This window comes from Streptomyces sp. NBC_01446 (assembly GCF_026340095.1).
Classification (GTDB): Bacteria; Actinomycetota; Actinomycetes; order Streptomycetales; family Streptomycetaceae; genus Streptomyces; species Streptomyces aureus.
In genome coordinates this window covers 26,412-49,561 of sequence record NZ_JAPEPO010000002.1, presented here as the reverse complement: position 1 = coordinate 49,561, position 23,150 = coordinate 26,412, and the positions used below count along the sequence as shown (strand labels likewise).

The window sequence follows — 23,150 nt, the reverse complement described above, 5'->3', positions numbered from 1 at the left end:
CAGAGATCCCCCGTTATCTCGTGCAGGAGGTAAACGAGGGCTGTTACGGAGAGAGGTATTCAAATGAAAGCGATCGTGGTGACCGACCGTGCCGCGGGAACGGCAGGGATGAAGCTGGTGGAGCGACCCGATCCGGACACGGCGCGGCTCGCTAGTCTTGAAGGCGCGAACTACGGCGATGTCGTCATTGAGGTTCATGCGTCAGCATTCACTGGGGATGAGCTGGAGTGGCCCTCGACCTGGATCGATCGCCTCGGCCGTGACCGCACGCCGTCAATCCCGGGCCACGAGGTGGCCGGTGTAGTCACCGCCCTCAGCTATGGAACGGCGGGGCTGTCGGTCGGACAGCGGGTTTTCGGCCTCACCGACTGGACCCGCGACGGGACCCTAGCAGAGTTTGTCGTCGTCGAGGCGCGCAACCTTGCGCCGTTGCCTGGCGACGTCGACTTCACGGTAGGGGCGGGCGTCGCGATGACCGGCCTGACCGCGTGGCAGGGGCTGTTCGAGCACGGCCACCTCGGGGTGGGGCAGAGCGTCCTTGTGCACGGTGCGGCCGGCGCGGTCGGCTCGATGGTGACACAGCTGGCACGTGAGGCCGGCGCCTACGTCATCGGTACCGGACGCGCTGCCCATCGTCAGCTGGCGCTCGACTTCGGCGCACGGGAGTTCGTCGACCTTGAGAACGACGCGCTGGAAGATGTCGGCGGCGTCGATCTGGTATTCGATGTCTTCGGCGGTGCCATCGGGAAGCGGTCCGCGGGTCTGGTGCGAGCCGAGGGAATGCTGGTGACCGTCGCCGGGCCGCCCGAGGCGCGGCCGGCCAACGGTCGGGCGGTCGACTTCGTTGTCGTGTCCGATCGCGCGCAACTGAGTGAGATCGCGCGGCGCGTGAAGAACGGACAGCTACGGACGAACATCGGCCAAATCGCAACCCTCGACGATGCTGTCGCTGCCTTCAACCCTACCGAGCGGATCAATGGGAAGACGATCATCCGCGTTCGTCGGTGAGGTGGGTCCAGAGGCAGCGACCGTCCTTCCTCAGGTACGGCGCTTCGGCGATCTTCCCTACGTGCCCGCTCGTAGGGGAGATCGCGCACGTACTCGCTTCGGGGCGTGGCGGAGGACGTGAGCGCGCGGCAGCGCCGCAGGGCCGACCACCTCGGCTACGAGGCCGGCGATAGGTGTTGTCCCCGGCCCTGGTGTCGAAGATCACCGATGTGGTGGCCGATGAGATAACTGGCTGGCAGAACCGGCCCGTTGACGAGGTACTCCAACCGGAACGGACACGCCGAGCGGTTCGTGTGCTGGGCAGGCCCTCACCCGCGGCCCCTGCACCCCTGCGACACAGTAAGAGTCCGGGCGAGGCATGACGCGAATAGGGTAGAAGGGACACTCCAGCACGGTCTGGGAGGTAGTCATGCCGGAGTACAGCAAGAGCCCACAGCGCATCTCACAGCTCACCGACCAGCAGTATCGTGTGACCCAGCGAGACGAGACGGAGCCCTCGTTCTCCAACGCCTACTGGGACAACAAGGCACCCGGTATCTATGTGGACATCGTGTCCGGGGAGCCCCTCTTCGCCTCGGTCGACAAGTACGACAGCAGGACCGGCTGGCCCAGCTTCACGAGGCCTCTGGAGTCCGGCCACGTCGTCGAGAGGTCCGATACCAGCCACGGCATGGTCCGTGTCGAAGTACGGTCGGCTCAAGGGGACAGCCACCTCGGGCACCTGTTCCCGGACGGGCCCGACGACCGCGGAGGACTGCGGTACTGCATCAACTCCGCCTCACTGCGCTTCGTCCCCCGGCAGGATCTGGAGCAGGAGGGCTACGGCCAGTACCTGAGCGTCTTCGAGACGAGGGAAGAGGACGCCGCCGAGAGCCGATGACCGGCAACCAGGGCAGGGCCCCGGAGCCCGAACAGCATGGCGGCTCGGCGCCCCGTCCTGTGGCTCGGGGCCCAGCAGGGCCCCAGCCGATACCCGTGTACAGCAGTACGGAAAACGCTCATGTGCTGCGGCGCTCAAGGGGTCGGGTCACCTCCACGGAGCGGAGGCGGCCAGGGCAGTAGAGCAGACCCCCTCCCATGAGGTCATCTTCCGCCGCGCTGAGCCAGAAGACGCCCGCCGGACCTCACGAGCAACGGAACCGTCGGGCCCGGAAGAAGGACCGCACAGTGACCAGGAACATCGACAGCCTGCAACCAGAAGACGGCGCCACCGTGCAGCCTGAGCAGATCCCCACCGCTGTCACCGCAGGCCGCCTGGCCTACGGCGATGGCACGACCCAGATCTTCCAACCCGACGGGAGCACGTCCTACTTCGAGGCAGGACGCCAGACGGAGGGCACCTGGTCCGTCGACGAGAATGGGCGCTTCTGCTCCTTCTGGCCGCCCTCCTACCAAGCGTCCTACGATCTGCGCTGGGTGGTGGAAGGGGGAGCAGTCGTCGGCCTTCGGTTCTCCGACCTGAGGAGCGGTACCTGCTTCGACGGCCGTTTCCAGTAGCCCCAGGTACCGCTTGATGTGGCAGACGCGAGCGGTGGCCCACCAGCTTCCAGCGGCCCCGCCATCCGGTCGTGGCGGGCACCACCGAGCGGAAGGGATGGCCGTTCTTGCCGCCCCGACGGCGGCGACGGCGTGCCATCCGCGGGGGAGGCCTCTCTCACCGTAGGGACTTGTCAATGCCCCGGGCCCCGGTGCTCTGGGTCGATCAGGCGCTTGCACCGGGGTTCTCGTCGATGAACCGGTCGGCCACTGGGCGGTGGGAGGAGTTTTGCGGCCGCGGGCAGGCCCTGATCCGTCACGCCGTCGATGACCTCGAGGCCAATGGCTCGAAGATCACCGCCCGCACCGTCGTATGGGGTCAGGACACCGCGTGAGCGATCTCCTCGCACACGAGGATGCCCGCTGCCTCGCCATCGCAGCGGACCTCGTAGAACCGGCTGTCCGCATTGTTCACGGCCTCCTCACCCCTATGCGGGGCGAACTGCGACGGGCCGACGGCGTGGCGGGCGCACGTCGCCCCGAACTGGCATGGGGCCCGAAAGCCCCACTGCGGTCGGCCTCTCGTCACAGACTGCATGCCAGGCGGACGTCCGCAGACACCGGTCGGCGTCGGTCCGCGGCCAGGACCGCACCGGGCGAGGAGAGGGCGACCAGTCCGAGCACAGTGCCCGGCTCGGCCGGGAGCCGGGTCTCGTAGTACTTCTCGTGGGGCCGGCCGAGCCCAGGCCCGTGCATCCCGTGCAGGACCTGGGAGGTCGCTCCCGGGGCTGCGGCGACCGGCGGGCAGTGGACCGGCGCTCGCGAAGGCGATGTCGGCCATGATCGGGTCGTAGACGAGGTGCAGGCAGGTGCTGGTGACGGGCTCCCGGTCGTCCTGTGTGGCGGGCGCAAGGTCGGCGTCGAGGTCGTTGAGCCCGGTCGCAGCTCCTGGGGGGAGGTCTCCAGTCGGCCAGCGCCCGTACCGCCGAGCAGGGGTATGACGTCGTACCACCGGCCGTCGGCGCCGGGCGGGTCGAATCCGTGGCGCACCTCTAGTGCTGGGGTGGCCGGCAAGGAGCGAGGCAGGGCAGCGCGCCGCAAGGCCACTGCCATGTCCCGCTCGCGTATGTAGGCGCGGGCGTTCTCCAGGGCGGTGCCGGCCCGTCCCGCCAGCTAGGCTGCTGGAGCCCTACCGGGACCGGCAGCAGCCAAGCCCGTCCCGTCATAACAGCCGACGATCGGGGGTAGCGCGCCCGTCGACGGCAGGTCGCCGCGGCCTGGTTACTCGGCGGCGGGGGCTTCGTTACGGATCCTGTCGACGAAGGCTGCCTCGACCTGTGCGATGCGGTTGGCTTCTTCGAACACGCTGAGGACCTGTGCGGCGGGGATGACGACAGCGCCGGATGCGTCCGCGAACACGTAATCACCTGGGCGGATAGTCACGCCGGACACGACGACCGGCCGGTTGGCCTCGAAAGGTGTCACGACATCGCCGCCCCACTTGGTTGTCTGTCCCAAGCAGTAGGCGGCGAAGTCGTAGGTCGCGATTTCGGTGAAGTCCCGGAGACGCCCGTCGGCCAGGACGCCCGCAAGACCGTGTGCTGCCACCAGCGAGAGCTTTGATCCGCCTCCGAGCGATACCCCGGAATGCCCGTTGCCGGCCAGGACCAGCACCCGCCCCTGCGCGCCGTTTTCGATGGCGTCATGGAACAGCTGGGAGAAGTTGTAATGCTCAAGTGGGAGTGCTTCCTCGCACGAGGGGAGGAACGAGATCGTTATCGCGGGGCCCAGGAGGATACGACCCGGGGTTGGGGTCACCAGGTCGTTGATGTGACACCGGTGGCGGTGCATTCGTCCCATGGCGTCGGCGACGTCGGGGGTACCGACTCGCGAGGCGAGACCTTGCAGGTCGTTCTTGTGTGCCATGAGGTCTCCCGTCCGGTCATGCAGTCGTAACGTCAGGCCGGTGCGGGGATCTTGACGTAGTCCAGTCCGCCGGCGTCGAGCCACGTCTGGGTGGGGGAGCGGACCAGGCGAAGCAGGACGCTGTCGCAGCCGGGGCAGCGCAGCACCATCCCGGGACCACCGAGGTAGGCGTGCGTTTGGGCAAGCATCATCTGTTCGCCGCAGCCACGGCATCGTCCGGAAGCCATGGTCATGTCGGTTCCGAACAGAGACTCGAGGTCCCCGGCGGCGGCGTTGCCGTCAAGGAAGTCACCAGGGTCATGGAATTCACCTCGCTTTGTGCCGATGCACCCGGAGAGTCGTCACCACTGGTGAGCCAGGCCACTGGTGGGGTACCACCCATGGCCGCGCACGCCACCTGCCTCTCGTCATCTCTCCCCGCTGCTGGCGAACATCGCTCTGTCCGCGCTCGACGAGCACGTGATGGAGCCGTGGGAGCAGGGCGGGAGGATGTCCACCAGAGGCAGGCGGGCACACCACCGTCATCACGGCCGCCCGAACTGGCGCATCGTCCGCTACGCGGACGACTTCGCGCGCCACGAGGCGCCGCACAACCGGGTGGGGTGGAAGGACTCCACCGCCTGGCCGTCGCAGCGGCTGGGTGAAGCTGAGGGCAGCCTGATCCGGGAGACGCCGGGGAGGGTGGGAAGCAGCCCTGACAACGCCGAGACGCGTCGGCACTGCCAGACGGCGTGGGTTCGGCAAGCGAGACGAGAAGGTGTACGAGAGGAACCAGTGCCAAAGTTCCGTAAACGGCGTGCCAGCTCAAATCTGGTGGATATGGGTTGGTCAGCAGTGCGTGGGCGTCTTTCGGGTCGTCCAACTCCGAAGCCGGGGGAAGTCGCCGGTGGGGAGGCCATGGTGAATGACTGCGGCGTAGTCATGGCGATGCTGCCGGGGCAACAGCTGGGCACCTCCCTCGTCGATCGGTTGAGTGGTGAACGTGGGAACCGTCCCCGGTCGCCCTTCCTGCTGGCCATCCAGGACAGCAGTGGGCAGGTCCGTCGTCGGCTGACGGCTGTGGGGCGGGGCGGAGGCCCCGTAGTAGTCCGAGCGCGCGAGAGGCGCGTACATGGCGAAGGGGGCCAGCAAGTCAGCAGGGAGGCTGCTGGAATGCCGGGAGGTCGTTGGTGAATACCGACGAACTGGAGTGGGCCTTGATGAAGGCCGAACGCCGGGTACTGGAGATCCAGACCAAACTGCACCGTTGGGCGAACGCCGAACCTCATCGCAGGTTCGACGACCTGTTCAATCTCGTCACCGACCCAGCGTTCTTGCTGATCGCGTGGGATCGGGTGCGGGGCAACAAGGGAGCACGCACGGCCGGAGTGGACGGTCAGACCGCCTACTACGTGGAGTCCGTGCGGGGCGTCGAGGAGTTCCTCGGGGAAGTGCGGTCCGACTTGAAGAACCGCAGCTTCCGCCCGCTGCCCGTGCGGGAGCGGATGATCCCGAAACCGGGAACGGCCAAGCGCCGCCGGCTGGGCATCCCGACCGTTCGGGACCGGGTGGTCCAAGCGTCCCTGAAGCTGGTGCTGGAACCGATCTACGAAGCGGAGTTCCATCCGTGTTCGTACGGCTTCCGGCCAGAAAGGCGAACACACGACGCAGTCGCGGAGATGAGGCTGCTGGCGTCCAACTCCTATGAGTGGGTGCTGGAGGCCGACATCGCCGCGTGCTTCGACGAGATCTCGCACCCGGACCTGATGGACCGGCTGCGGCATCGGATCGGGGACAAACGGGTGCTCGCCGTGGTGAAGGCGTTCCTGAAGGCCGGGATCCTGTCGGAGACCGGGAACATCAGGGACACCGACACCGGAACCCCGCAAGGGGGCATCCTTTCTCCTCTGCTGGCCAATGTGGCCCTGTCCGCTCTCGACGAGCACTTCGCGGCGAAGTGGACAGACCGCGTGGAGCGGGCCAGGCGTCGCCGTCACGGACTCGCCAACTACCGGCTTATCCGGTACGCAGACGATTTCGCGATCATGGTGTCTGGCACCAGGGCGCATGCCGAAGCGCTCCTCGACGAGGTGGCCGAGGTGCTGTCCAGGCTCGGGTGAGGCTCGCGATGGACAAGACGAGGGTGGTCCATATCGACGAAGGTCTCGACTTTCTCGGCTGGCGCATCCAGCGTCACCGCAAGCGAGGCACCAGCAAGTACTACGTCTACACCTACCCCGCGCAGAAGGCCGTAAGGTCGTGCGCCGGGAAGATCAAGGCGATTTGCTGGCAGGACGTGAACCTGCCGCTCGAAGCTCTGATCAAGCAGCTCAATTCGCTGCTGCGGGGTTGGACTGCCTACTTCCGGCCGGGGGTGTCCCACCGGGCCTTCGAGTTCCTGCGTGCTGTCGTCTGGCGGCAGGTCTTCGGATGGCTCCGGCGAAAGCACCGGAAGACCAGTTGGAAGGAACTCCGCCGCCGATACTGCCGGGGCGGCTGGTGGCCCGTCGACGGAGAGAAGAAGCTGTTCAACCCGGCCGCGGTGCGGACAACCCGCTACCGCTACCGAGGAGCGGCCATTCCCTCTCCGTGGCCGAGTACGGCATGAGGAAAACCCGTGTGTCCGAAGGGATTTGTGGAGAGCCCGGTGCCTAGCAATAGGCACGCCGGGTTCGGAGGGCGGCCCGAGGAAACGGGCTGGTTGAAAGGCCAGTACCGCGCCTCGGGTCGACCCTACGTCGTCCTGGTCGACGGCAGTCGCGAAGACGTCGCCCGCCTGCGCGAGGACATCGCCGACGTTCTGCACCCTCTCGGGCTGAGGCTGTCACCGGCCAAGACACAGATCGTGCACATGTCGGACGGGTTCGACTTCCTGGGGTTCCACATCCAGTGGCGCCGCAAGCGGGGCTCGAACAAGTGGTACGTCTACACCTTCATCGCCGAGAGGCCCATCCGGCAGCTGAAGGACAAGGTCCGTGCCCTGACGAACAGAACGTCGCAGCAGGACCCGGGGACCGTGCTGAAGAGGATCAACTCGATTCTGCGCGGCTGGGTCAACTACTTCAAGCATGCGGTATGCAAGACCACGCTGAAAACCCTGGACCACTTCGTATGGCGACGGGTGACCAGCTGGTGGATGGTGCTGCACCGCTGGAGGTGGAAGGACGTACGCCGACGCTTCACCGACCGCCACGGCCGGTGGCACAAGCTCTCGGCGGACGGGATCGAACTGTTCCCCATGGTCTCGATCGCGGTCACCCGCTACCGCTACCGGGGCAACACGATCCCCAACCCCTGGACCCTCAACCACGCTTGAACGGCAGAGACCGTGGAGAGCCCGGTGCGGTGAGAGCCGCACGCCGGGTTCGGCGAGCGGCACGGAGAAACGGACCGATGGCAACATCGGCACCGCGCTCCGTGCCGACTCAACAGTACGGGGTGTCGGCGGCGATCCGGTCGATCGGCAGCAAGGTGCCGTCGAGAATCACGAAGGCCATTCGGCTCGCGGTCTGCATCGCCTGGGCCAGGCTGGGCGCGAGCGCAGCCATGACCTCTATCGCCTCACGGATGTATCGATAGACGGTCGCGATCCCGATGCCGAAACCGGCGGCGAGCTGGGCGTATGTGTCTCCGCAACGCAGGTGGGCCAGGACCAGCAGGGCCTGACGGCCCGGCGCGATGCGCCGCCACCGGGTGCCGATCTCGCGACGTCGAGCAGTCAAGTGCCGGGCGAGGTATCGCAGATGACTGCTGGACAGATCGATCGCCGATGAGTAGACAAGCACGCGAAGCTCCTGGTCGGCACGGGTGATCTTGGTCGTGAACCCGTCTACCAGGAGCTTCATCAGTTCGTACAGCCCACCAACCGCGCGCCGACGCAGTCAGGTTGGAAACAGCTCACTATATCGACCACGACCACCCGCTCTCAGCCTTGGGCGCGTTTCCCGGCAAGGGGCTCGTCGCCGGATGGCTGAAAGCCGGAGTGATCGAGAAAGGTTGGTTCACCCCACCGAGGATCGAGGGCACAATCCACCAGGCGGTCACAGCCGCCGGCGCACGCAGAACCCGCTACGCAGGACTGGGGAAGACCGCCCTCGCGCACATCCTCACAGCCACCGCCGTCAACCTAGTCCGACTCGACGCCTGGTGGAGCGGACAACCACTCGCCCCCACTCGGACATCACACCTCGCTGCCCTCGACCTCGCCGCATGAGCAATTGGGCAACGGGGTCATCGACGGCTTCTACAACAGCCGGCGCATCCAGAAACGGCTCGGCTACCTCAGCCCCGTCGAGTTCGAGGAGAAGCACTACGCCGAGCGGGCAACGGCCGAACGAACGAACCTGAAACCTGGTCAACCCGCCCTGACCAGCTGATCAGCACCTCCCGCACGCCGGGGGAACCTCACGGGTAGAGACCTTATAGAGCTGTTGTAGACACCGCTGTGGCAGGGTCTAAGCAGCACAAAAGAGAAATGTTCACCGCTCAATAGAGAGGGAACCGCGTGGCGATGGAATTCGAAGGCAAGAAACTCGTCGTGATCGGCGGCGCCAGCGGCATGGGTCTCAAGGTCGCCGAAGACGTGATCGGGGAGGGAGGCAGCGCGGTGATCGTCGGCCGCCCGGGTCAGAAGCTCGACGACGCCGTGGCAACCCTGTCGCGCTCCGGCAGCGCGTGGTCGATCGCGGCCGACCTGGCGGACCGGAACCAGGTCGTCGAGGCGCACAAGCAGCTGTCGGAGGATCACCCCGACGCCACCCTCCTCGTCAACTCGGCAGGGTTCTTCAAGCCCAAGCCCTTCCTCGACTACGAGGTCGCGGACTACGACGCCTATCACGACCTCAACAGGGCGACCTTCTTCCTGACTCAGACCATCGTCCGGGGCATGGTCACCGGGGGTCAGGGCGGCGCCATCGTGAACGTGGGCAGCATGTGGGCGCACCAGGCCCTCGCCGTGACACCGTCGTCGGCCTACTCGATGGCCAAGGCGGGCCTGCACGCCCTCACGCACAACCTGGCCATCGAGCTCGCCAGCGAGGGCATCCGTGTGAACGCCGTGGCTCCGGCCGTCACGAGGACCCCCCTGTTCGAGAAGGTCTTCCCCGCAGACCAGCTGGACGGCGCGATGGAGCAGCTGGGCGGGCTGCACCCCCTCGGCCGGGTCGGCACACCGCAGGATGTGGCCGCCGCGATCGTCTTTCTCCTCTCGTCGGCATCGAGCTGGACGACGGGCGCCATTTTCAACGTCGACGGCGGGGTCATGGCAGGCCGCAACTAGGGTCCGTCTTTAAAGATCATTAGATGATGGATCACGGTGTGGTGATGCGCCGCCATGAACTCACCGATCGAGAGTGGGAGTTACTCGCTCCGCTGATACCGCGCGCCGCTACGGGTCGGCCGCGTGTGGAGGACCGGCAGGTCATCAACGGGATGGTCTACAAGATCTGCACCGGGATCTCCTGGCGTGACCTGCTGGAACGCTACGGACCGTGGAAAACGGTGTACACCGGCTTCCGCCGCTACGCGATCGACGGCACCTTCACCGGCGCTCTGCAGCAGATACAAGCCCGCGCCGACGCCGCCGGCGACATCGACTGGCTGGTCCAGATCGACTCCGCTATCGTTTCCGCGCTCACCAGCACGCCGCGGACACCGGCCGAAAAGGGGGATGCACCGGCGGGACGAACCGGACGATCACGCCCTCGGCCGATCCCGAGGAGGCCCACACCGCTCGGCCGCCCTGGTCCGCCCCGGTGGCACGCTGGTCACCATCGTCATGCCGCCCAAGGTCCAGCCCAAGGACGGGCGGGCGGTCTTCTTCGTCGTCGAACCCGACCGCGCCCGGCTCATCGACCTCGCCCAGCGGGTAAGGGACGGCCGGCTCAAGCCGGTCGTCGGTGCTGTGCGGCCGTTCGCCGAAGCACCCTCCGCGTTCGCCCGCGGCAAGCGCACCCCCGGCAAGACGATCATCTGCGTCACCGAAGACTGAACAGGAGACCGATCATGATCGGAATGCGGATCGCCGGTGGCCTGCTGGCCGTCGCCACACTGACTGCGGCCACGGCCTGCTCGACCTCCAACCAGCCCGCCCACGCCACGCGGCCGGCCGCGGCCGTGGCATCGCCTGCGGCCATGGCATCAACGCCCCCCACCGAAACCCTCGAGCCGCTGCTCCAGCAGGCCCTTCCGAATGTGAAGGGCAAGACGTTCACCTCGGCGGTCGTCGACTTCCCGCCCAATGCACGCGCGCTGCCGCACCGGCACGGCCAGGCGTTCGTCTACGCCTACGTCCTCGAAGGCACCGTGCGCAGCCAGCTCGAAGGCAAGCCCGTGACCACCTACCACCAGGGCGAGAACTGGGTCGAGCAGCCGGGCGCCCACCACCTCCTCACCGAGAACACCAGCCGGACCAAACGGGCCAAGCTCCTGGTCGTCTTCGTCTCCAACACCGGAGACAAGCTCAAGGTCGACGACCCGAAGTCATAGCCCGGGGCACAGCGGGCGGCAACGCTCCGCACAACCTCTGCCCCTGCCGCAACACACACCACCGGCCACCAAGACGCGTCTGAAGTGCGCGACGCAGGCCACACCAACCGGTGGTCTACGACGGCTCGTAGGTCACCAGCCAGGCCCCGAGCGGCTTATCGCCGATCGGGCTGAGGGAGGTGATCGAGATGGCGTAGCCGGAGTCGACCTGGTCGAAGTACGGCACCATGGCCCCGTGCGGCCAGCGGGGGATGTAGTCCTCCTGGTTGGGAATGAACTGCGGCTCGCCGGGGCGGATCACATAGGGCAGCGCGCTGGGGGCGTCCAGCGGCAGGCCGTGCAGGGCGGCCACCGGTATCGGGATCCCGGCATCGGAGGAGACGCGCAGGCGGCCTTACGTGACGAGCCAGCGCGGCTCCGGTACCACCGAAGGTCGCGGCGAGCCGGGTCAGGACGACCTGCTGTACTTCTTGCTCCGTGACTGCGGTCATCAGGGCGGAGGAGAAGGCCGCGATCTCGTCGGCGCGCTGACGCTCAGCACTCAGCGCGTCCGTCGCTCTGCGTCGGCGCGCTTCCCTCTTGGTGTCGTCGCGGATCACTCCGAAGACCCGCTCAGGGCCGCCAAACCCCAGAATGATCCGACGGGCCCGGCAGACGAGAAGGTGCCAGCCATCGCGCTCGGTAAGGAACCGCAACCTGATCCAGGGGTCCGGGCGGCCGTCGAACGCACGAGCCGCCGCAGAGCCCCGCGGTCATCGGGGTGGACTCGCCGAACCACCTCGGACAACGACATGGAGGCCTCCGGGAACAGCGCCGCCAAGGCGGGTGCGCCACCCAGCCACTCCAGCTCGCACTCCTGGGGTGAATACATGCACAGACCGAGGTTGGCGGCCTTGGCCGCCAGACGGAACGGGATCAGCAGGCCGCCCCGGTCGTTTCCCGCGTCCAACGAGTGCACCCACACCAGCGGCTCGCCACCTATGGGATGAAGTTTCCCCAAGGCCGGGTAGTTAGCGTTTCCGCTGGTCACGCAAGGGGGGCGGCATCGTGATTGCCGCGTAGCGGCCCGTGCGGACTCTCTTGATCATTCCTCTCTCGGCCCAGCGGGCGAGTTGGCGATAGGTGGCGACGAGGGTGACGTCGCCGAGGAGCTCGGCGATCTCTCTTGATCGCCACAGCCGTTCGGGCTCTGCCTGCAGGATGGTCAGGACACGTGCCATGCGGTTGCCGGTGTTCTCCCGGTCGGTCGTCGCGGGCAGTGCGGGCTGTGGCGGTGGGGGCGGCAGGAGAGTGATCGTCGTCGAGGTCACGACCTTGCTGCCGTCGGGTCGGCCGTCCAGTTTCCTTTCCGCGTAACGGGAGATGGGGGACTTCACCTTGCGGGTGCTGACACGGGACCGCCGTGCGGGGGACAGCGCCGACAGGACTCGTCGGCCGATCTCCCCGATGCCTTGCTCGAAGACTCCTTCCGCGCATACCAGCAGGTCGCGAGCGGTTTGGAAGGCGACGGTGAAGCCACAGCGGTCTGGGTCGGTGCCTGGCCTGGACTCCGCTGCCTCGACCATGGTGCGGCGCAGAAGCTGGTAGAGAGTGAGCAGAGCCCACATCTCCTGCTCGACGCCGGCCGGATCGTGAGAGCGCAGGACCCGTGCGTGCAGGATGGTGTGGCGGAGCGCGTAGTAGGCGCTCTCGTGCTCCCAACGCTCGTGATAGAGGTGCACGAGGCGGTCGGCGGGGTAGCGGCGGGCATCCAGCAACGTGGTTGCCAGACGGTAGGAGCCCTCGAAGGTGCTGCCGTCCGTGCAGATGACGCTCACTCGGGCCTCGATGATGCGTACCCGGACGCCGCCGATGACCGAGAGGTAGGAAGAGTCGGCGAGTGCCTTCAGAACCGGTGGACGGCGGCGCTGATTGATGCGGCCCAAGACCCGTGCGCCGGTGGCGTGCACGGCGGCGAGGAAGTCGTTGCTGTCGAAGCCCCGGTCCCACAAGACCAGCATTTCGGGGACCAGATGCGGCAACAACCTGGTGGCGTACGAGGTCTCGCCCTCCCGGGTAGGGCCGAAGACCGCCCCGACCACGGCCCGGGTACCGGTCTCCACCAGCGTCATCAGCTCGACCTGGGGATAACCGCCGTGCGGGCACCGCCGCAGCCAGCTCCGATTGCGCTCACTGTCGGGCACTTTGATCGAGCTGCAGCCGTCGAACGACACCGTCCGATACGGGCCGAACCGTACCCCCGGCGTGGTTGGCTGGGCCAACGGCCCGGCCAGCACCTCGAACAACGCCCGCACCGGCGCGCTGCCGAGCCGGCGACGCAGATCACGTAACGCTTTCGTGCTCGGGCAGACGATCGGCATCCCCGACAGGCCGGCGGTCAGCTTGTCCCAGACCAGCCGGTAGCCGACCTCGGGGAACAAGCACATCGCCAGGAGGAAGTAGACGCCGACCCGCGAGGGCAGATCACGCAACCGCCGCTGCACGGTCCCGGTCTCCGACAAGACCGCGTCGACCAGCTCGAACGGCATGATCGGCGTCAGTTCCCCCAGATGTCCGGGAGCGAACCGGCCCGCGGCCACCGTGACCGTTCGGGTGATGGCCGTCAGCGCAGGCGGCAGGACACAATGAGAAGGCAACGGAGCTCCTTGCGGGACAAGCTGTCTTGGACGACTGCCTGTACCAACGAGCTCCGTTGCTCCATATCGGAAACTCGTCAACACCCCTTGCATGACCTGCGAGTTCGCTAACTACCCGGCCTTGGAAATTTCCCCGTGATCCTGGACACTCGATGGTTATGCCGCGAGGGCGTGTTGATGCCGCTGCCTAAGGGCCCGTAAAGAATCAACTTGCTGGTTTGGTCTCTGTCGTGAGGGTCGCGCCGTGTGCGGCGGCGTGAACGAGGAGTCCCGCCAGGGTGTTGAGGTGTGCTGCTGGGGGCCGGGGTGTGTGTGCGTGCTGGTCCATCAGTCGCCGGATCTCGCTGGTGGCGTGTCGGATGGTGTCCTTGCTGACGGCGAAGAGGTGGGCCAGCACGGTAGGCGGCAGGGCGAGGTTTTGTTGCAGCACGGTGACCAGGACCCGGTCGGCCAGGTCGAGTTTGGCTTTGCGGCCGCCGCCCGGGGCCCGGCGTCGCTCGCGGCCGTCGCGTCGGGTGACGGCGTCCTGTTTCTGCAGCGTCTGCCAGTCGGCGGTCAGGGTCTCGGTCAGCTCGGTCAGTGCGATGCTGGTCATGCCGGTCAGCGCGGGATGTGACAGAGCACCGCGGTCGAAGACCGCCGTCGGCCCGGGTGCTGGTCCGGTGGGGCCTGCCGGGCCGGCAGGGTGGGGGTGCACGGTGTAGTTCCATTCGCCGTGGAAGGCATGTCCGGTGACCGGCACCGCGTTCAGCTCGGCATCGCTGACCTTCACACCGGTGGGATAGGCGCCGGTGTCGAGTTCGGCGTGGACGGTGAGACCGGTGCGGGTGGTGGTCGCGGCGATGGACTTCACAACAACCTCATGACTGTTCAGCGGTCTGCCGCGCCAGTTCATGGTGATCGCGGAGAACAGCCGATGCTCGACCTTGTTCCACTTCGATGTGCCCGGCGGCATGTGGCAGACCGTGACGGCCAGGCCGGTCCGGGCGGCGAACGCAGCCAACTCGGTCTTGAAGGCCCGGGTGCGGTAGCCGTTGGAGCCGCCGGCATCGGCAGTGATCAGCAGACGTCTGGCCTGCGGGTAGTCGAGGCGTCCTTGCCCGTTCCACCAACGGCGGATCGATTCGACCGCGAAGGCTGCGGTGTCGTGATCCGTACCGACGTTCACCCAGCCGGTGTTCGCCGCCAGGTCGTAGATCCCGTAGGGCAGGGCCTTGCCCAGTGCATCACCGGGGAAGTCATGGACGTCAACCCGCACGGGTTCACCGGCCGGCCGCCATTGACGTCCCGCATTCTTGAACTCCCCGACGACTTCCTTCTTTTTCGTGTCCACACTGACCACCGGCTCGCCGTCCGCCTGGTGGTCCTTGACCTGGTTGTTGATGTACCGGAACTGCGCGTCCCGGTCGGGGTGTTGAGCGCCCTCAAGCGTCTTAGCATTGGCCTGCAGACTAAAACCGTTCTCCCGCAGCGGCCTGCCCACAGTCGGCGCCGAGGCGGCATGGCCCTGCCGCGTCAGCTCCCCGGCCAGAGACCGCAGCGACTTGGTCGTCCACCGCAGCGGCGACATCGGATCGCCCCGCTCATCCGGCTCGACCAGCGCCAGCAACGCCGGAACGAGGAGCGGGTCCAGCTCCTCGGCGCTCTTGCGACCGCCGCCGTCCCGGCGGACCCGGCCATCAGGCAGTGGGTCCTCACCGCCCTCCAACTCGAAGACACCCTTCCGCACCGTCGTCTCGCTCACCGCTGCGGCACGCGCGACGGCCCGGACCCCGCCGTGCCCCAGCAGCCGGGCCTCGGCGGCCAGCGCCAGCCGCTGCTGTCGCTCATTCAGATGAGGGAACAACACTCCGAATCTCAGGGCAAGTTGGTCACGAACCTCGCTCGGTATGCGCATACCCCACCAACGACAGGGAGACCACGAAGCAACGAGTTGATTCTTTACGGGCCCTAAGGACTTGCCGGGAATCAAGGTGTTGCTACCCGCTCTGAATCTCGTTGACGTGGTATGCGCATCCCGGATGAGACTCGTACCCAACTCGCCGTCAAGTTCGCGGTGTTGCTCCCGCATCTAGACGAGCGGCAGCGACGGCTGTTGATGGCCGAGGAGGCCCGAGGGCTGGGACACGGCGGCGTCCGAGCTGTCGCCCAGGCCGCCGCGGTCAGCGAGACGACGATTCGCAAGGGCGTGTTCGAACTTGAGGCGGGTGAGGAGCCTTTGGGGCGGGTGCGGCGTCCGGGCGGGGGTCGCAAACGGGTCGTGGATCTGAGAGTGCGGTACGTGATCTTCTGTCCGGCTTGTGATCGCTCGATGGTGTGATGTTGGGGTATCGCGGCCGGTCAGGCGTTCGGGGTTCGCTTGGGTTGTGGCATGAGCATGCGCAAGCCGTACGCGAGTGACGCTTCCGACGAGCAGTGGGCCCTGGTCGAGCCCGTGATCACAGCCTGGAAGGCCACGCATCCGTCGGTCAGCGGCCATCAGGGCAGATACGAGATGCGGGAGATCGTGAACGCGATCCTGTACCAGAACCGCAGCGGCTGCCAGTGGGACCTGCTGCCCCACGACCTGCCGCCCGCCGGCGCGGTGAAGTACTACTTCTACAAGTGGCGCGATGACGGCACCGACCAGACCGTCCACGATCTGATGCGGTGGCAACTTCGCGAGAAGAAGCGGCGATTAGCCGATCCGAGTCTGGTGGTCCTGGATACGCAGAGTATCCACGCCGCGGTCGGCGTCCCCGCCACCACGACCGGCAAGGAGGCCGCTAAAAGAGTCCCGGGCTGGAAGAGATGCCTGGCCGTGGACGTGTTGGGCCTGGTTATCGACTGCGTCGTGCTGCCCGCCTCCGCGCACGAGAACGCCGCCGGTATCGCCCTGCTGGACGGTGTCGCCGCACAGTGCGACACGGTGACCAAGGCCCTGGTCGACCAGGGCTTCAAGAACAAGGTCGTCGAGCACGGCAAGACCGTGGGCATCGACGTCGAGATCGTCGAACGCAACCCGGACCAGCGCGGGTTCGTTCCGCAGGCGAAGCGGTGGATCGTGGAGCAGACGAACGGGATCTTGATGTTCTACCGCCGTCTCGTACGCGACTACGAACACCGTCCCGCCTCCTCCCGCTCCCGCGTTCTGTGGGCGATGACCTCGGTCATGAGCCGCCGCCTCACCGGAGCCACCCTCGCCTCCTGGAGGACCGCATGAGCGACAACCCGCAGGTCAAGGCCATCCTGGAACACATCGAGAACCGTGAGCGCGAACTAACCGACCAGGCCGGGCAGTTGCGGGACCGCATCGAGGAACTCACCCGGCAGCTCGGCGAGATCGACACGGAGAGCGAGAACCTGCGCATCACCCGCAAGACCCTCCTCACGCTCCCGCTGCCCTCACCCGCCACCGAGCCGGAGGGCCCCGACATCCCGGACCACCCCGCCTACCAGCAGATCCTCACCGCCCTGGCCGACACAGGCCGGCCGATGCGCGCCCGCGACCTGTGCCAGGCCCTCGACCTGCCAATCCTCCCGAAGAACACCGAAGGCATCCGCTCGAAACTCAAGCGCCTGGTCAGCCGCGGCGTCCTCGCCGAGCCCGAACCCGGCCTGTTCGCCCGCCCCGGCGCTTGAGGACCATCTCGCGCCCATGACCAGCGATCCTTGTCCAACCTCAACTACGAAACGGACAAGAACTCACGTTCCGCACTCTCAGTTGTCGCTGTCCTTGACACCTCCTCGCAGGCCCCACTCATCCAGGCCGGAGTAGATCAACGCGGTTCGGCCTCGCGGAAAGGAGAGAGCCTCGGCCTCCCCCTGTATAGACCGCCACAAGTGAGTCGGCTCCTCGCCACCAGGTGTCGGCAACACCCATCACCTCGCGCACCTGCTCGTACCCGTCCAGCACGATGCCATTGACATCGTCACCGGTGACCTTGACGATCTGCTTCGCGCACGTGGACGCGTGGTCCGTCAGCGCGAGCGACTCCACCCAGCCCTCGACGGTGGCATGGAGGGGCACCCACTGATCTGCGTGGATGCCGAACTCGCCAGACGGTCCGATCATGAACGAATAGGGAACTGCGGTCCGCTGCATCCCTGCTTCGAACCACCATCCTTCGGATGCAGAGCCTTCGGGGGAGTCCGCTTCGAGGTACCGCGGGCCGCCGTCGTACTGCGATGCGGGTGGTAGAACCAGACCTCCCCAGCGCTCTTCATAAGCCACCATCCGGTCAAGGACCGCCGCCGGGATGTCTCGCTCAAGCCACCACTGTCTGTGCTCAGCGATGGGCCGGACATCGACCTTGACGCCGTGTGCTTGAACGAACGATCGGGCTCGTCGGGTCAGGCCGTCGGGCACATCGTTGAAGAGGTTGAGATTCACCAGGGAGACGCTACCCAGTGGGCCAGGGACCCCGGCCCCCGGCCCTTTGCGCTTCCCGCAGCACCACGACCGGTCCAGCTGAAGACATCGGTCCCGGCTGCCCTATTCCGCACGCCCGAATATCCGAACCTACCGATAGCCACGAAAAAGGTAACTGTGAGAGTGGAGCTGCGGCCCGGGTTGGGCTGCTGCCAGGATCGGCGTCGACGTTCCGGCATGACTCGCAAGGTAACTGACGGCCCGTCAGGGCTTGTCGTGCCCCCGAGATGTCTGCCGGACGTCGACGTCGACCTGGCCCACCACGTTGGCTTGATCAGCAGCTTGTCCGCCATCTCGACGTGACTCATCACAGTTCTGCCACGCGGTGACTCCACCCAGGCCGACGCCGACCACGGTCGTTTCGTCCATGAAGGAGAGCAACCGCGTGACCATGCTCGCAGAACAGGTAGACGGCGTCATCGGCGTCGACACCCACCGCGACACCCTCGCCGCAGCCGCTGTCAGCCCTATCGGCGCCGTCCTGGCCAGCACTGATGCCCCGGCCAACGCCCGCGGATACCGGCGGCTGCTGGACTTCGCTCGCACTCACATCCCCGGCCGCCGCAGCTGGGCCCTGGAAGGCATCGGCAGCTACGGCGCCGGACTGGCCGCCTTCCTCAACCAGGCCGGCGAGCACGTCGTGGAAGTCTGCAGGCCCAAGCGCCCCGCCGTCCGCGGCGGACGCAAGACCGACATGATCGACGCGATCCGCGCAGCCAAGGAAGCCCTGGCCAGCGAGCATCTGATCCAGCCCCGGCTCCGTGGCGGACGCGAAGCCCTGCGGGTCCTCCTCGCCACCCGCCACGGAGCTGTCCTCGCCTCCACCGCCGCGATCAACCAGCTGAAGTCGCTGATCGTGTCCGCACCGGACGACCTCCGCTCCGAGCTGCGGAAACTCAAGCGTCCCGCCCAGATAGCCCGTTGCGCCCAGCTCCGGGACCGACCGGCCCAGGACATCGAGCACCGGATGACCGTACGGGCCCTGCGCTCCACCGCTCAGCGGATCCAGGCCCTGCAGGCCGAGGCCAAGGAACTCGAGGACGAGATGCTCGCTCTGGTCCGTGAGGTGGCGCCGGAGCTCTTGGACCTGCTCGGCGTCGGGCCGATCACCGCGACGCAGATCCTGGTCAGTTGGTCCCATCCCGGCCGGTTCCGGTCCGAGGCCGCCTTCGCGTCCTTTGCCGGCGTCTCGCCGATTCCCGCCTCCTCCGGGCTGACCAATCGCCACCGTCTCAACCGCAGCGGCGACCGGCAGCTCAACCGGGCCCTGCACACCATCTCGCTGATCCGGATGCGACTCGACCCGATCACGAAGGCGTACGTCGCCCGCAGGGTCTCCGAGGGCAAGACCTCCCGCGACGCGCAACGCTGCCTCAAGCGAGCGATCTGTCGCCAACTCTTCAAGATCCTCGAACGCTCCGACCGAGACGCTGGGACGAACTCCGAGAATCTTGCTCAAGCAGCTTGACGCGATATAGCAGCCTCGGGGGGGACCACGCGGCCCGGGAGCGCTGGTTGCCGAGCCAGGCGCCGAGTTCTGTCCCGGCTGCCCGGCGGCCATGCTGCCGTCATGGTGGGGTACCGGGGACGGTGGGTGCGGTTGGGGCTGGCCCATCCGAGTCAGCCAGCGAGGTCGCATGGAGACCTTGGGTGGCGACCTGGGCGAGGTGGCGGGTCAGCTCGACACGGTCTCGCGCCGGGATCGTGTTCGTCGCTTCCAGAAGCTTGTCCGCGAAGTCGAACTGGCGACGCGTTTGGTACTGGTTGGCCAGGTAGCCGAGGACGGAGGGCACCACGCTGGCGAGGACACAGAGGATCACGATCGGCCAGGGCATGCTGGCGGCGGTGGTACTGAAGCCCGAGGCGAAGGCGGTTATGGGCGTAGGGATCTTCACGCGGTTCTCCGCGATATGAGAGCGGGCTGGGAGGCGGACACCTGTAGTGGTGTCGTCCGCGTGGGGAAGCCGCGCGGTCGGCCCGCCCTCACCAGGTGGGGGTACCTGTGTGAGGTGCAGGATCAGCGTGGCACAGATATCCCGTGGCATTGCCCCTGCTCCCTTCCGGCCGCAGCGGCACGTCTCGTGCCGCTGCGGTGACGGTGTCTTATCGGCTTCTTCACCCCCCTGAGGCCGGGAGCCGGGGCACGGACGGTCGGGCGACCTCGGCGGTCTGCTGCTCCGTGTGGCCCGTGGTCGGCGGCCGTGCGATGGCGTGGGGGCCGTGGCCGGTCGCGGCGATGCCGCTCTCGTCCGGTTCCACAGACCAGGGCACCGTCCGGGACAGCGCCGCAAGAGCCGCGTACGCGGCGTCGAGGTGGGCGGGCATTTACGGCAAGCCACTCGAATGCCTCGTTTCCGGCATGGAGGAAGATCGTTGTGAGGGCGTGACAGCAGATACGTCGTTTCCTTCCGCCGAGTCCAGCGCCCATCGAAGCTGTGCCTGCGCTACCAGTCCTACCGTGCCCCCAGAGCACCCCAGCGCTTCCACTTCAACGCGTACCCACCTGAACGCTCCCCAGGAGAGCAGCTTGCGACGAGAAAGAGTGCATCAGGAACTGCCTTTCCTGAAGGACTTTCTCAATACATTGGACCGACTGCAGGCCGACTTTCAGCAACGGCTCGGAGGTATCGAGCCGACCGTCCTACGCAGGCGGACAGAGCAGACTTCTTCCGTGCAAGAAGTTGAGGACTTCACACAGCCCTGGGAAGGTGCCGGATGTGAGCACCAGCTGGGAGTGAAGGCTGTCTGGAACATCCGTGATGAATCACTGTCTGTCTAGAGATCTTCAATGGCTGAGGTTATGGCGGTTGGAAGTCGAGGCCGGTCTTGGCGATGAGGCCGTCGAGGAGGCCGGGGCGGTACTGCATCCGTTTGAGCCGGGTCTTCACCAGAGCGGTGAGCTGGTCGAGGCTGTGTTTGGTGAGGTTGGCCAGGGACCGTTTCAGGTGCGACCACACGCCTTCGGCCAGGTTGAACTCCGGAGCGTATGCCGGAAGTTGGTAGACGGTCAGCCATAATCGCGCATCGACAAGCTGGCGCATGCGGTGGCTGACGTGCGTGTTCAGATTGTCCCAGACCAGGACGATCGGGCCGCCGAGCTGCTGGTGCGCGGCATCCAGCAGGCGGGCGTAGTCGGTCTCGGTGAAGCCCTTTCGCCGGCCTTTCGCGGGGCCGCGGTCGAGGTGGATACGGTAGATGAGCCGGGACCAGTGGCCGGGCTTGGTGCAGATCAGCGCGGCCATGGAAACGCATTTGGTCCCGCGGCGGTGACGCGCACGACGGGTGTGTGGCCTCGCCGGCCCCAGGTGCGGCCTTTGGGCGGCCTCGCCCCTGGCCGGCTTCGTCGCTGAGTAGGCCCGGGGCGCGGTGCCGGGATTGCTCCCGGTCCGTTTCCCCGGACCTCTCGCCGAACCCGCCGTGCGCCTCTCGACGCAACGGGCTCTCCACGGTCTCTGCCGTCAGGGGGTCGCAGGGGCCCAGGGTGTGGGGATCTTGTTGCCGCGGTAGCAAGCGGCAGAAGTTTGAAAGCCACACCCGACGCCCCTGGGTGGGCCAACCATACGAAGGGCTCGCCCTGTCCCGCAGACAACGTAGGGAAGTTTGAGTGGCACGAGTTCCTGGCAGTCAGGGCGGGGGCAGGCGACCGCACTGTCCGTCTCCGCCCGTGCGAGCTGGTGAAGGCCGGTGTAGACAGGAGTCATGCCGCAGCGCCTCGAAGGATTTCGACGGCCGGTGCGAGCGGGTCGGGCGTTGATCGCCATCCCGATCGCGTGGATTATTACGGTGTCCGTGATCGACGATCTTGCTCCGCCCAACATTCACCTGGGTGCGCTGCTCGTCGCGGCACCGGCGATCACGCCGTTGTTCGGCGGGCCCTGGACGGTGGGCCTGGTCGCTGCACTGGCGGTTATCGCGCAGACGGCCATCGGGTTGGTGCGCGATCCTGAGCAGTTACTCTCGTCCAACGACCAGGCACAGATCATCGCCCTGGTGCTGGTCGGCATGAGCCTGGTGATCTTCTGCGTAGTGCGGGAGCGTCGCGCAAAAGTGCTGGCGCAAGTGCGGTACGTGTCCGAGGCCGCCCAGCGTGTGGTTCTGCCGCCACTACCCAAGGAGATCGGGCCGCTGCGCGTCGCTTCTCTCTACCCTGCCGCGGAGGCTGAGGCCCGGATCGGCGGGGATCTGTATGCGGCGGCACGTACCATCTCCGGCACCCGGCTGATGATCGGCGACGTGCGGGGAAAGGGGCTGACTGCGGTCAATGACGCAGCCCTGCTGCTCGGAGCGTTCCGTGTCGCGGCCCACCGCCAGGCGAGCCTGGGCGAGCTGGTGTCCTACCTCGACCAAAGCGTGTGCTGGGACCTGATGGAGCCGGGGGAGACGAGCCGTTTCGGAGAAACCTTCATCACCGCCGCCATCCTGGACATCCCCGACCACGGCGGCCGGGTCCAGATGATCTCCTGCGGTCACCCGTCGCCGATCGTTCTCCGGGACGGCCGGCCGACGACCATGGACGCCCGCCGTCCCGCACCCCCCTTGGGGTCTCGGCGAACTGTCGCATCCGCGCTACCGCGTCGACAGCTTCCCGTTCGAGCCGAAAGGCCTTCTGCTGCTGTACACGGACGGCGTCACCGAGGCCCGCGACTCCACCGGCACCTTCTACCCGCTCGCCGAGCGCATCACAGGCTGGAGCGAGAACGATCCCGACGCCTTCCTCGACCGCCTGCGCCGTGATCTGCTGCACTATGTCGGCGGACACCTGAACGACGACGCCGCCATGATCGTCATACAACGCCCCACCACGCCCCGGGCCTGATCACCCGGCCCCCTCTTGCACCACTCAAAGAATCGATGGCACGTGCTCAAGGTTCGCTGTCACGGGGACAGCCATGTTGTCGTGGCCGGCCTTTGGCGCGGGCCGCGGGTCCCGCCCGGCTCCGGAATTTTCCGCGGAAAATCCGAGCGTCCCCACATGTTGCTGACATCACCTGACGCCACCGTTTCGCGGTGGCTATCAGGGGCGAACAGCGCCCGATGATGCACTTCGACTTCCAGGTCGGCGATCTGGATTCGGCGGTCGCCGAGGCGGTGGCCCTGGGCGCCACGGTGGCGGAGTTCCAGCCGCAGGAGAGCGTCCGGGTGCTCTTAGACCCGGCCGGACACCCCTTCTGTCTGTGCCTGGACGTGGGGTGAGCGACTGGATCGCACGTCACCCGATCCACAACTCT

22 protein-coding genes and 6 pseudogenes are annotated in these 23,150 nt (G+C 66.8%); 18 read left to right on the top strand and 10 right to left on the bottom strand.

What is annotated here, in order from left to right; genetic code table 11:
- The first annotated feature begins 63 nt into the window (after positions 1 to 63).
- The 3 genes from OG456_RS37585 (at position 64) to OG456_RS37575 (ending at position 2,505) form a co-directional block, all read left to right on the top strand.
- On the top strand, positions 64 to 1,008 hold the full coding sequence (locus OG456_RS37585) for an NADP-dependent oxidoreductase (protein WP_266569615.1): 945 nt from the start codon (positions 64 to 66) through the stop codon (positions 1,006 to 1,008).
- Between the two features lie 409 nt (positions 1,009 to 1,417).
- On the top strand, positions 1,418 to 1,888 hold the full coding sequence (msrB, locus tag OG456_RS37580; RefSeq protein WP_266569614.1) for a peptide-methionine (R)-S-oxide reductase MsrB: 471 nt from the start codon (positions 1,418 to 1,420) through the stop codon (positions 1,886 to 1,888).
- A gap of 287 nt (positions 1,889 to 2,175) precedes the next feature.
- Positions 2,176 to 2,505: a hypothetical protein gene (locus OG456_RS37575; RefSeq protein WP_266569613.1), complete on the top strand. Its 330-nt coding sequence runs from the start codon at positions 2,176 to 2,178 to the stop codon at positions 2,503 to 2,505.
- Between the two features lie 1,260 nt (positions 2,506 to 3,765).
- Here OG456_RS37575 and OG456_RS37570 read toward each other — a convergent pair.
- Complete coding sequence (locus tag OG456_RS37570; protein WP_266569612.1) at positions 3,766 to 4,410, bottom strand: RraA family protein; 645 nt, start codon at positions 4,408 to 4,410, stop codon at positions 3,766 to 3,768.
- Positions 4,411 to 4,442: 32 nt separating this feature from the next.
- Positions 4,443 to 4,736: a DUF6510 family protein gene (locus OG456_RS37565; RefSeq protein WP_266570717.1), complete on the bottom strand. Its 294-nt coding sequence runs from the start codon at positions 4,734 to 4,736 to the stop codon at positions 4,443 to 4,445.
- Positions 4,737 to 5,579: 843 nt separating this feature from the next.
- Here OG456_RS37565 and OG456_RS37560 point away from each other — a divergent pair.
- The 3 genes from OG456_RS37560 to OG456_RS37555 all read left to right on the top strand — a co-directional run bounded on the left by OG456_RS37560 (position 5,580) and on the right by OG456_RS37555 (position 7,705).
- A complete protein-coding gene (locus OG456_RS37560; RefSeq protein ID WP_323136423.1) occupies positions 5,580 to 6,509 on the top strand; it encodes a reverse transcriptase domain-containing protein in 930 nt (309 codons plus the stop codon).
- A gap of 8 nt (positions 6,510 to 6,517) precedes the next feature.
- The gene (locus OG456_RS50575; protein WP_323136422.1) at positions 6,518 to 6,997 is read left to right on the top strand and encodes a group II intron maturase-specific domain-containing protein; all 480 of its coding nucleotides are present in this window, start codon (positions 6,518 to 6,520) and stop codon (positions 6,995 to 6,997) included.
- A 93-nt stretch (positions 6,998 to 7,090) separates the two neighbouring features.
- Positions 7,091 to 7,705 carry a group II intron maturase-specific domain-containing protein gene (locus OG456_RS37555; RefSeq protein WP_266569611.1) on the top strand — a complete coding sequence of 205 codons (615 nt, stop codon included), beginning with the start codon at positions 7,091 to 7,093 and terminating at the stop codon, positions 7,703 to 7,705.
- 115 nt (positions 7,706 to 7,820) lie between these two features.
- On the opposite strand, the pseudogene OG456_RS37550 reads toward OG456_RS37555, so the two are convergent.
- Positions 7,821 to 8,174: pseudogene (locus OG456_RS37550) on the bottom strand (transposase family protein); the annotation flags it as partial.
- A gap of 230 nt (positions 8,175 to 8,404) precedes the next feature.
- Between OG456_RS37550 and OG456_RS37545 the strand changes: the two are divergent.
- From OG456_RS37545 to OG456_RS37525, 6 genes and pseudogenes are all read left to right on the top strand, one after another.
- Positions 8,405 to 8,602, top strand: a pseudogene (locus tag OG456_RS37545) (transposase); the annotation flags it as partial.
- A gap of 4 nt (positions 8,603 to 8,606) precedes the next feature.
- Complete coding sequence (locus OG456_RS37540; RefSeq protein WP_266569610.1) at positions 8,607 to 8,765, top strand: IS3 family transposase; 159 nt, start codon at positions 8,607 to 8,609, stop codon at positions 8,763 to 8,765.
- A gap of 128 nt (positions 8,766 to 8,893) precedes the next feature.
- The gene (locus OG456_RS37535; RefSeq protein ID WP_353963597.1) at positions 8,894 to 9,667 is read left to right on the top strand and encodes an SDR family oxidoreductase; all 774 of its coding nucleotides are present in this window, start codon (positions 8,894 to 8,896) and stop codon (positions 9,665 to 9,667) included.
- A gap of 23 nt (positions 9,668 to 9,690) precedes the next feature.
- Positions 9,691 to 9,921, top strand: a pseudogene (locus OG456_RS50895) (transposase); the annotation flags it as partial.
- Between the two features lie 196 nt (positions 9,922 to 10,117).
- Positions 10,118 to 10,378, top strand: a pseudogene (locus tag OG456_RS37530) (zinc-binding dehydrogenase); the annotation flags it as partial.
- Positions 10,379 to 10,392: 14 nt separating this feature from the next.
- The gene (locus OG456_RS37525; RefSeq protein ID WP_266569608.1) at positions 10,393 to 10,875 is read left to right on the top strand and encodes a cupin domain-containing protein; all 483 of its coding nucleotides are present in this window, start codon (positions 10,393 to 10,395) and stop codon (positions 10,873 to 10,875) included.
- Positions 10,876 to 10,990: 115 nt separating this feature from the next.
- Here the strand turns inward: OG456_RS37525 and OG456_RS37520 are convergent, their stop codons facing one another.
- The 3 genes from OG456_RS37520 to OG456_RS37510 form a co-directional block, all read right to left on the bottom strand.
- Positions 10,991 to 11,227 carry a hypothetical protein gene (locus tag OG456_RS37520; RefSeq protein WP_266569607.1) on the bottom strand — a complete coding sequence of 79 codons (237 nt, stop codon included), beginning with the start codon at positions 11,225 to 11,227 and terminating at the stop codon, positions 10,991 to 10,993.
- Between the two features lie 658 nt (positions 11,228 to 11,885).
- Positions 11,886 to 13,511 (bottom strand): IS4 family transposase, encoded by a 1,626-nt coding sequence (locus OG456_RS37515; RefSeq protein ID WP_266569606.1) that lies wholly within the window; start codon positions 13,509 to 13,511, stop codon positions 11,886 to 11,888.
- Between the two features lie 205 nt (positions 13,512 to 13,716).
- Complete coding sequence (locus tag OG456_RS37510) at positions 13,717 to 15,408, bottom strand: ISAzo13 family transposase (protein WP_266569605.1); 1,692 nt, start codon at positions 15,406 to 15,408, stop codon at positions 13,717 to 13,719.
- 111 nt (positions 15,409 to 15,519) lie between these two features.
- Between OG456_RS37510 and OG456_RS37505 the strand changes: the two are divergent.
- The 3 genes and pseudogenes from OG456_RS37505 to OG456_RS37495 form a co-directional block, all read left to right on the top strand.
- A pseudogene (locus OG456_RS37505) lies at positions 15,520 to 15,768 on the top strand (ISAzo13 family transposase); the annotation flags it as partial.
- 114 nt (positions 15,769 to 15,882) lie between these two features.
- Positions 15,883 to 16,713, top strand: a complete 831-nt coding sequence (locus tag OG456_RS37500) for an IS5 family transposase (protein WP_266569604.1) — start codon at positions 15,883 to 15,885, stop codon at positions 16,711 to 16,713.
- Positions 16,710 to 17,132, top strand: a complete 423-nt coding sequence (locus OG456_RS37495; RefSeq protein WP_266569603.1) for a hypothetical protein — start codon at positions 16,710 to 16,712, stop codon at positions 17,130 to 17,132. Before OG456_RS37500 ends, OG456_RS37495 begins: the two co-directional genes overlap by 4 nt.
- Before the next feature lie 118 nt (positions 17,133 to 17,250).
- On the opposite strand, the gene OG456_RS37490 is transcribed toward OG456_RS37495, so the two are convergent.
- Positions 17,251 to 17,883: a hypothetical protein gene (locus OG456_RS37490; protein ID WP_323136421.1), complete on the bottom strand. Its 633-nt coding sequence runs from the start codon at positions 17,881 to 17,883 to the stop codon at positions 17,251 to 17,253.
- Between the two features lie 430 nt (positions 17,884 to 18,313).
- Here OG456_RS37490 and OG456_RS37485 point away from each other — a divergent pair, with 430 nt between their 5' ends.
- Positions 18,314 to 19,390: an IS110 family transposase gene (locus tag OG456_RS37485; protein WP_266570716.1), complete on the top strand. Its 1,077-nt coding sequence runs from the start codon at positions 18,314 to 18,316 to the stop codon at positions 19,388 to 19,390.
- A gap of 100 nt (positions 19,391 to 19,490) precedes the next feature.
- Here the strand turns inward: OG456_RS37485 and OG456_RS37480 are convergent, their stop codons facing one another.
- From OG456_RS37480 to OG456_RS37470, 3 genes are all read right to left on the bottom strand, one after another.
- Positions 19,491 to 19,817: a hypothetical protein gene (locus OG456_RS37480; protein WP_266569602.1), complete on the bottom strand. Its 327-nt coding sequence runs from the start codon at positions 19,815 to 19,817 to the stop codon at positions 19,491 to 19,493.
- Positions 19,818 to 20,037: 220 nt separating this feature from the next.
- A complete protein-coding gene (locus tag OG456_RS37475; protein ID WP_266569601.1) occupies positions 20,038 to 20,247 on the bottom strand; it encodes a hypothetical protein in 210 nt (69 codons plus the stop codon).
- A gap of 473 nt (positions 20,248 to 20,720) precedes the next feature.
- The gene (locus tag OG456_RS37470) at positions 20,721 to 21,164 is read right to left on the bottom strand and encodes a transposase (RefSeq protein WP_266569600.1); all 444 of its coding nucleotides are present in this window, start codon (positions 21,162 to 21,164) and stop codon (positions 20,721 to 20,723) included.
- A gap of 457 nt (positions 21,165 to 21,621) precedes the next feature.
- Between OG456_RS37470 and OG456_RS37465 the strand changes: the two are divergent.
- Both OG456_RS37465 and OG456_RS37460 read left to right on the top strand, forming a co-directional pair.
- Positions 21,622 to 22,738, top strand: a pseudogene (locus OG456_RS37465) (PP2C family protein-serine/threonine phosphatase).
- Positions 22,739 to 22,929: 191 nt separating this feature from the next.
- The gene (locus OG456_RS37460; protein WP_266569599.1) at positions 22,930 to 23,115 is read left to right on the top strand and encodes a VOC family protein; all 186 of its coding nucleotides are present in this window, start codon (positions 22,930 to 22,932) and stop codon (positions 23,113 to 23,115) included.
- The last annotated feature ends 35 nt before the right edge of the window (positions 23,116 to 23,150 follow it).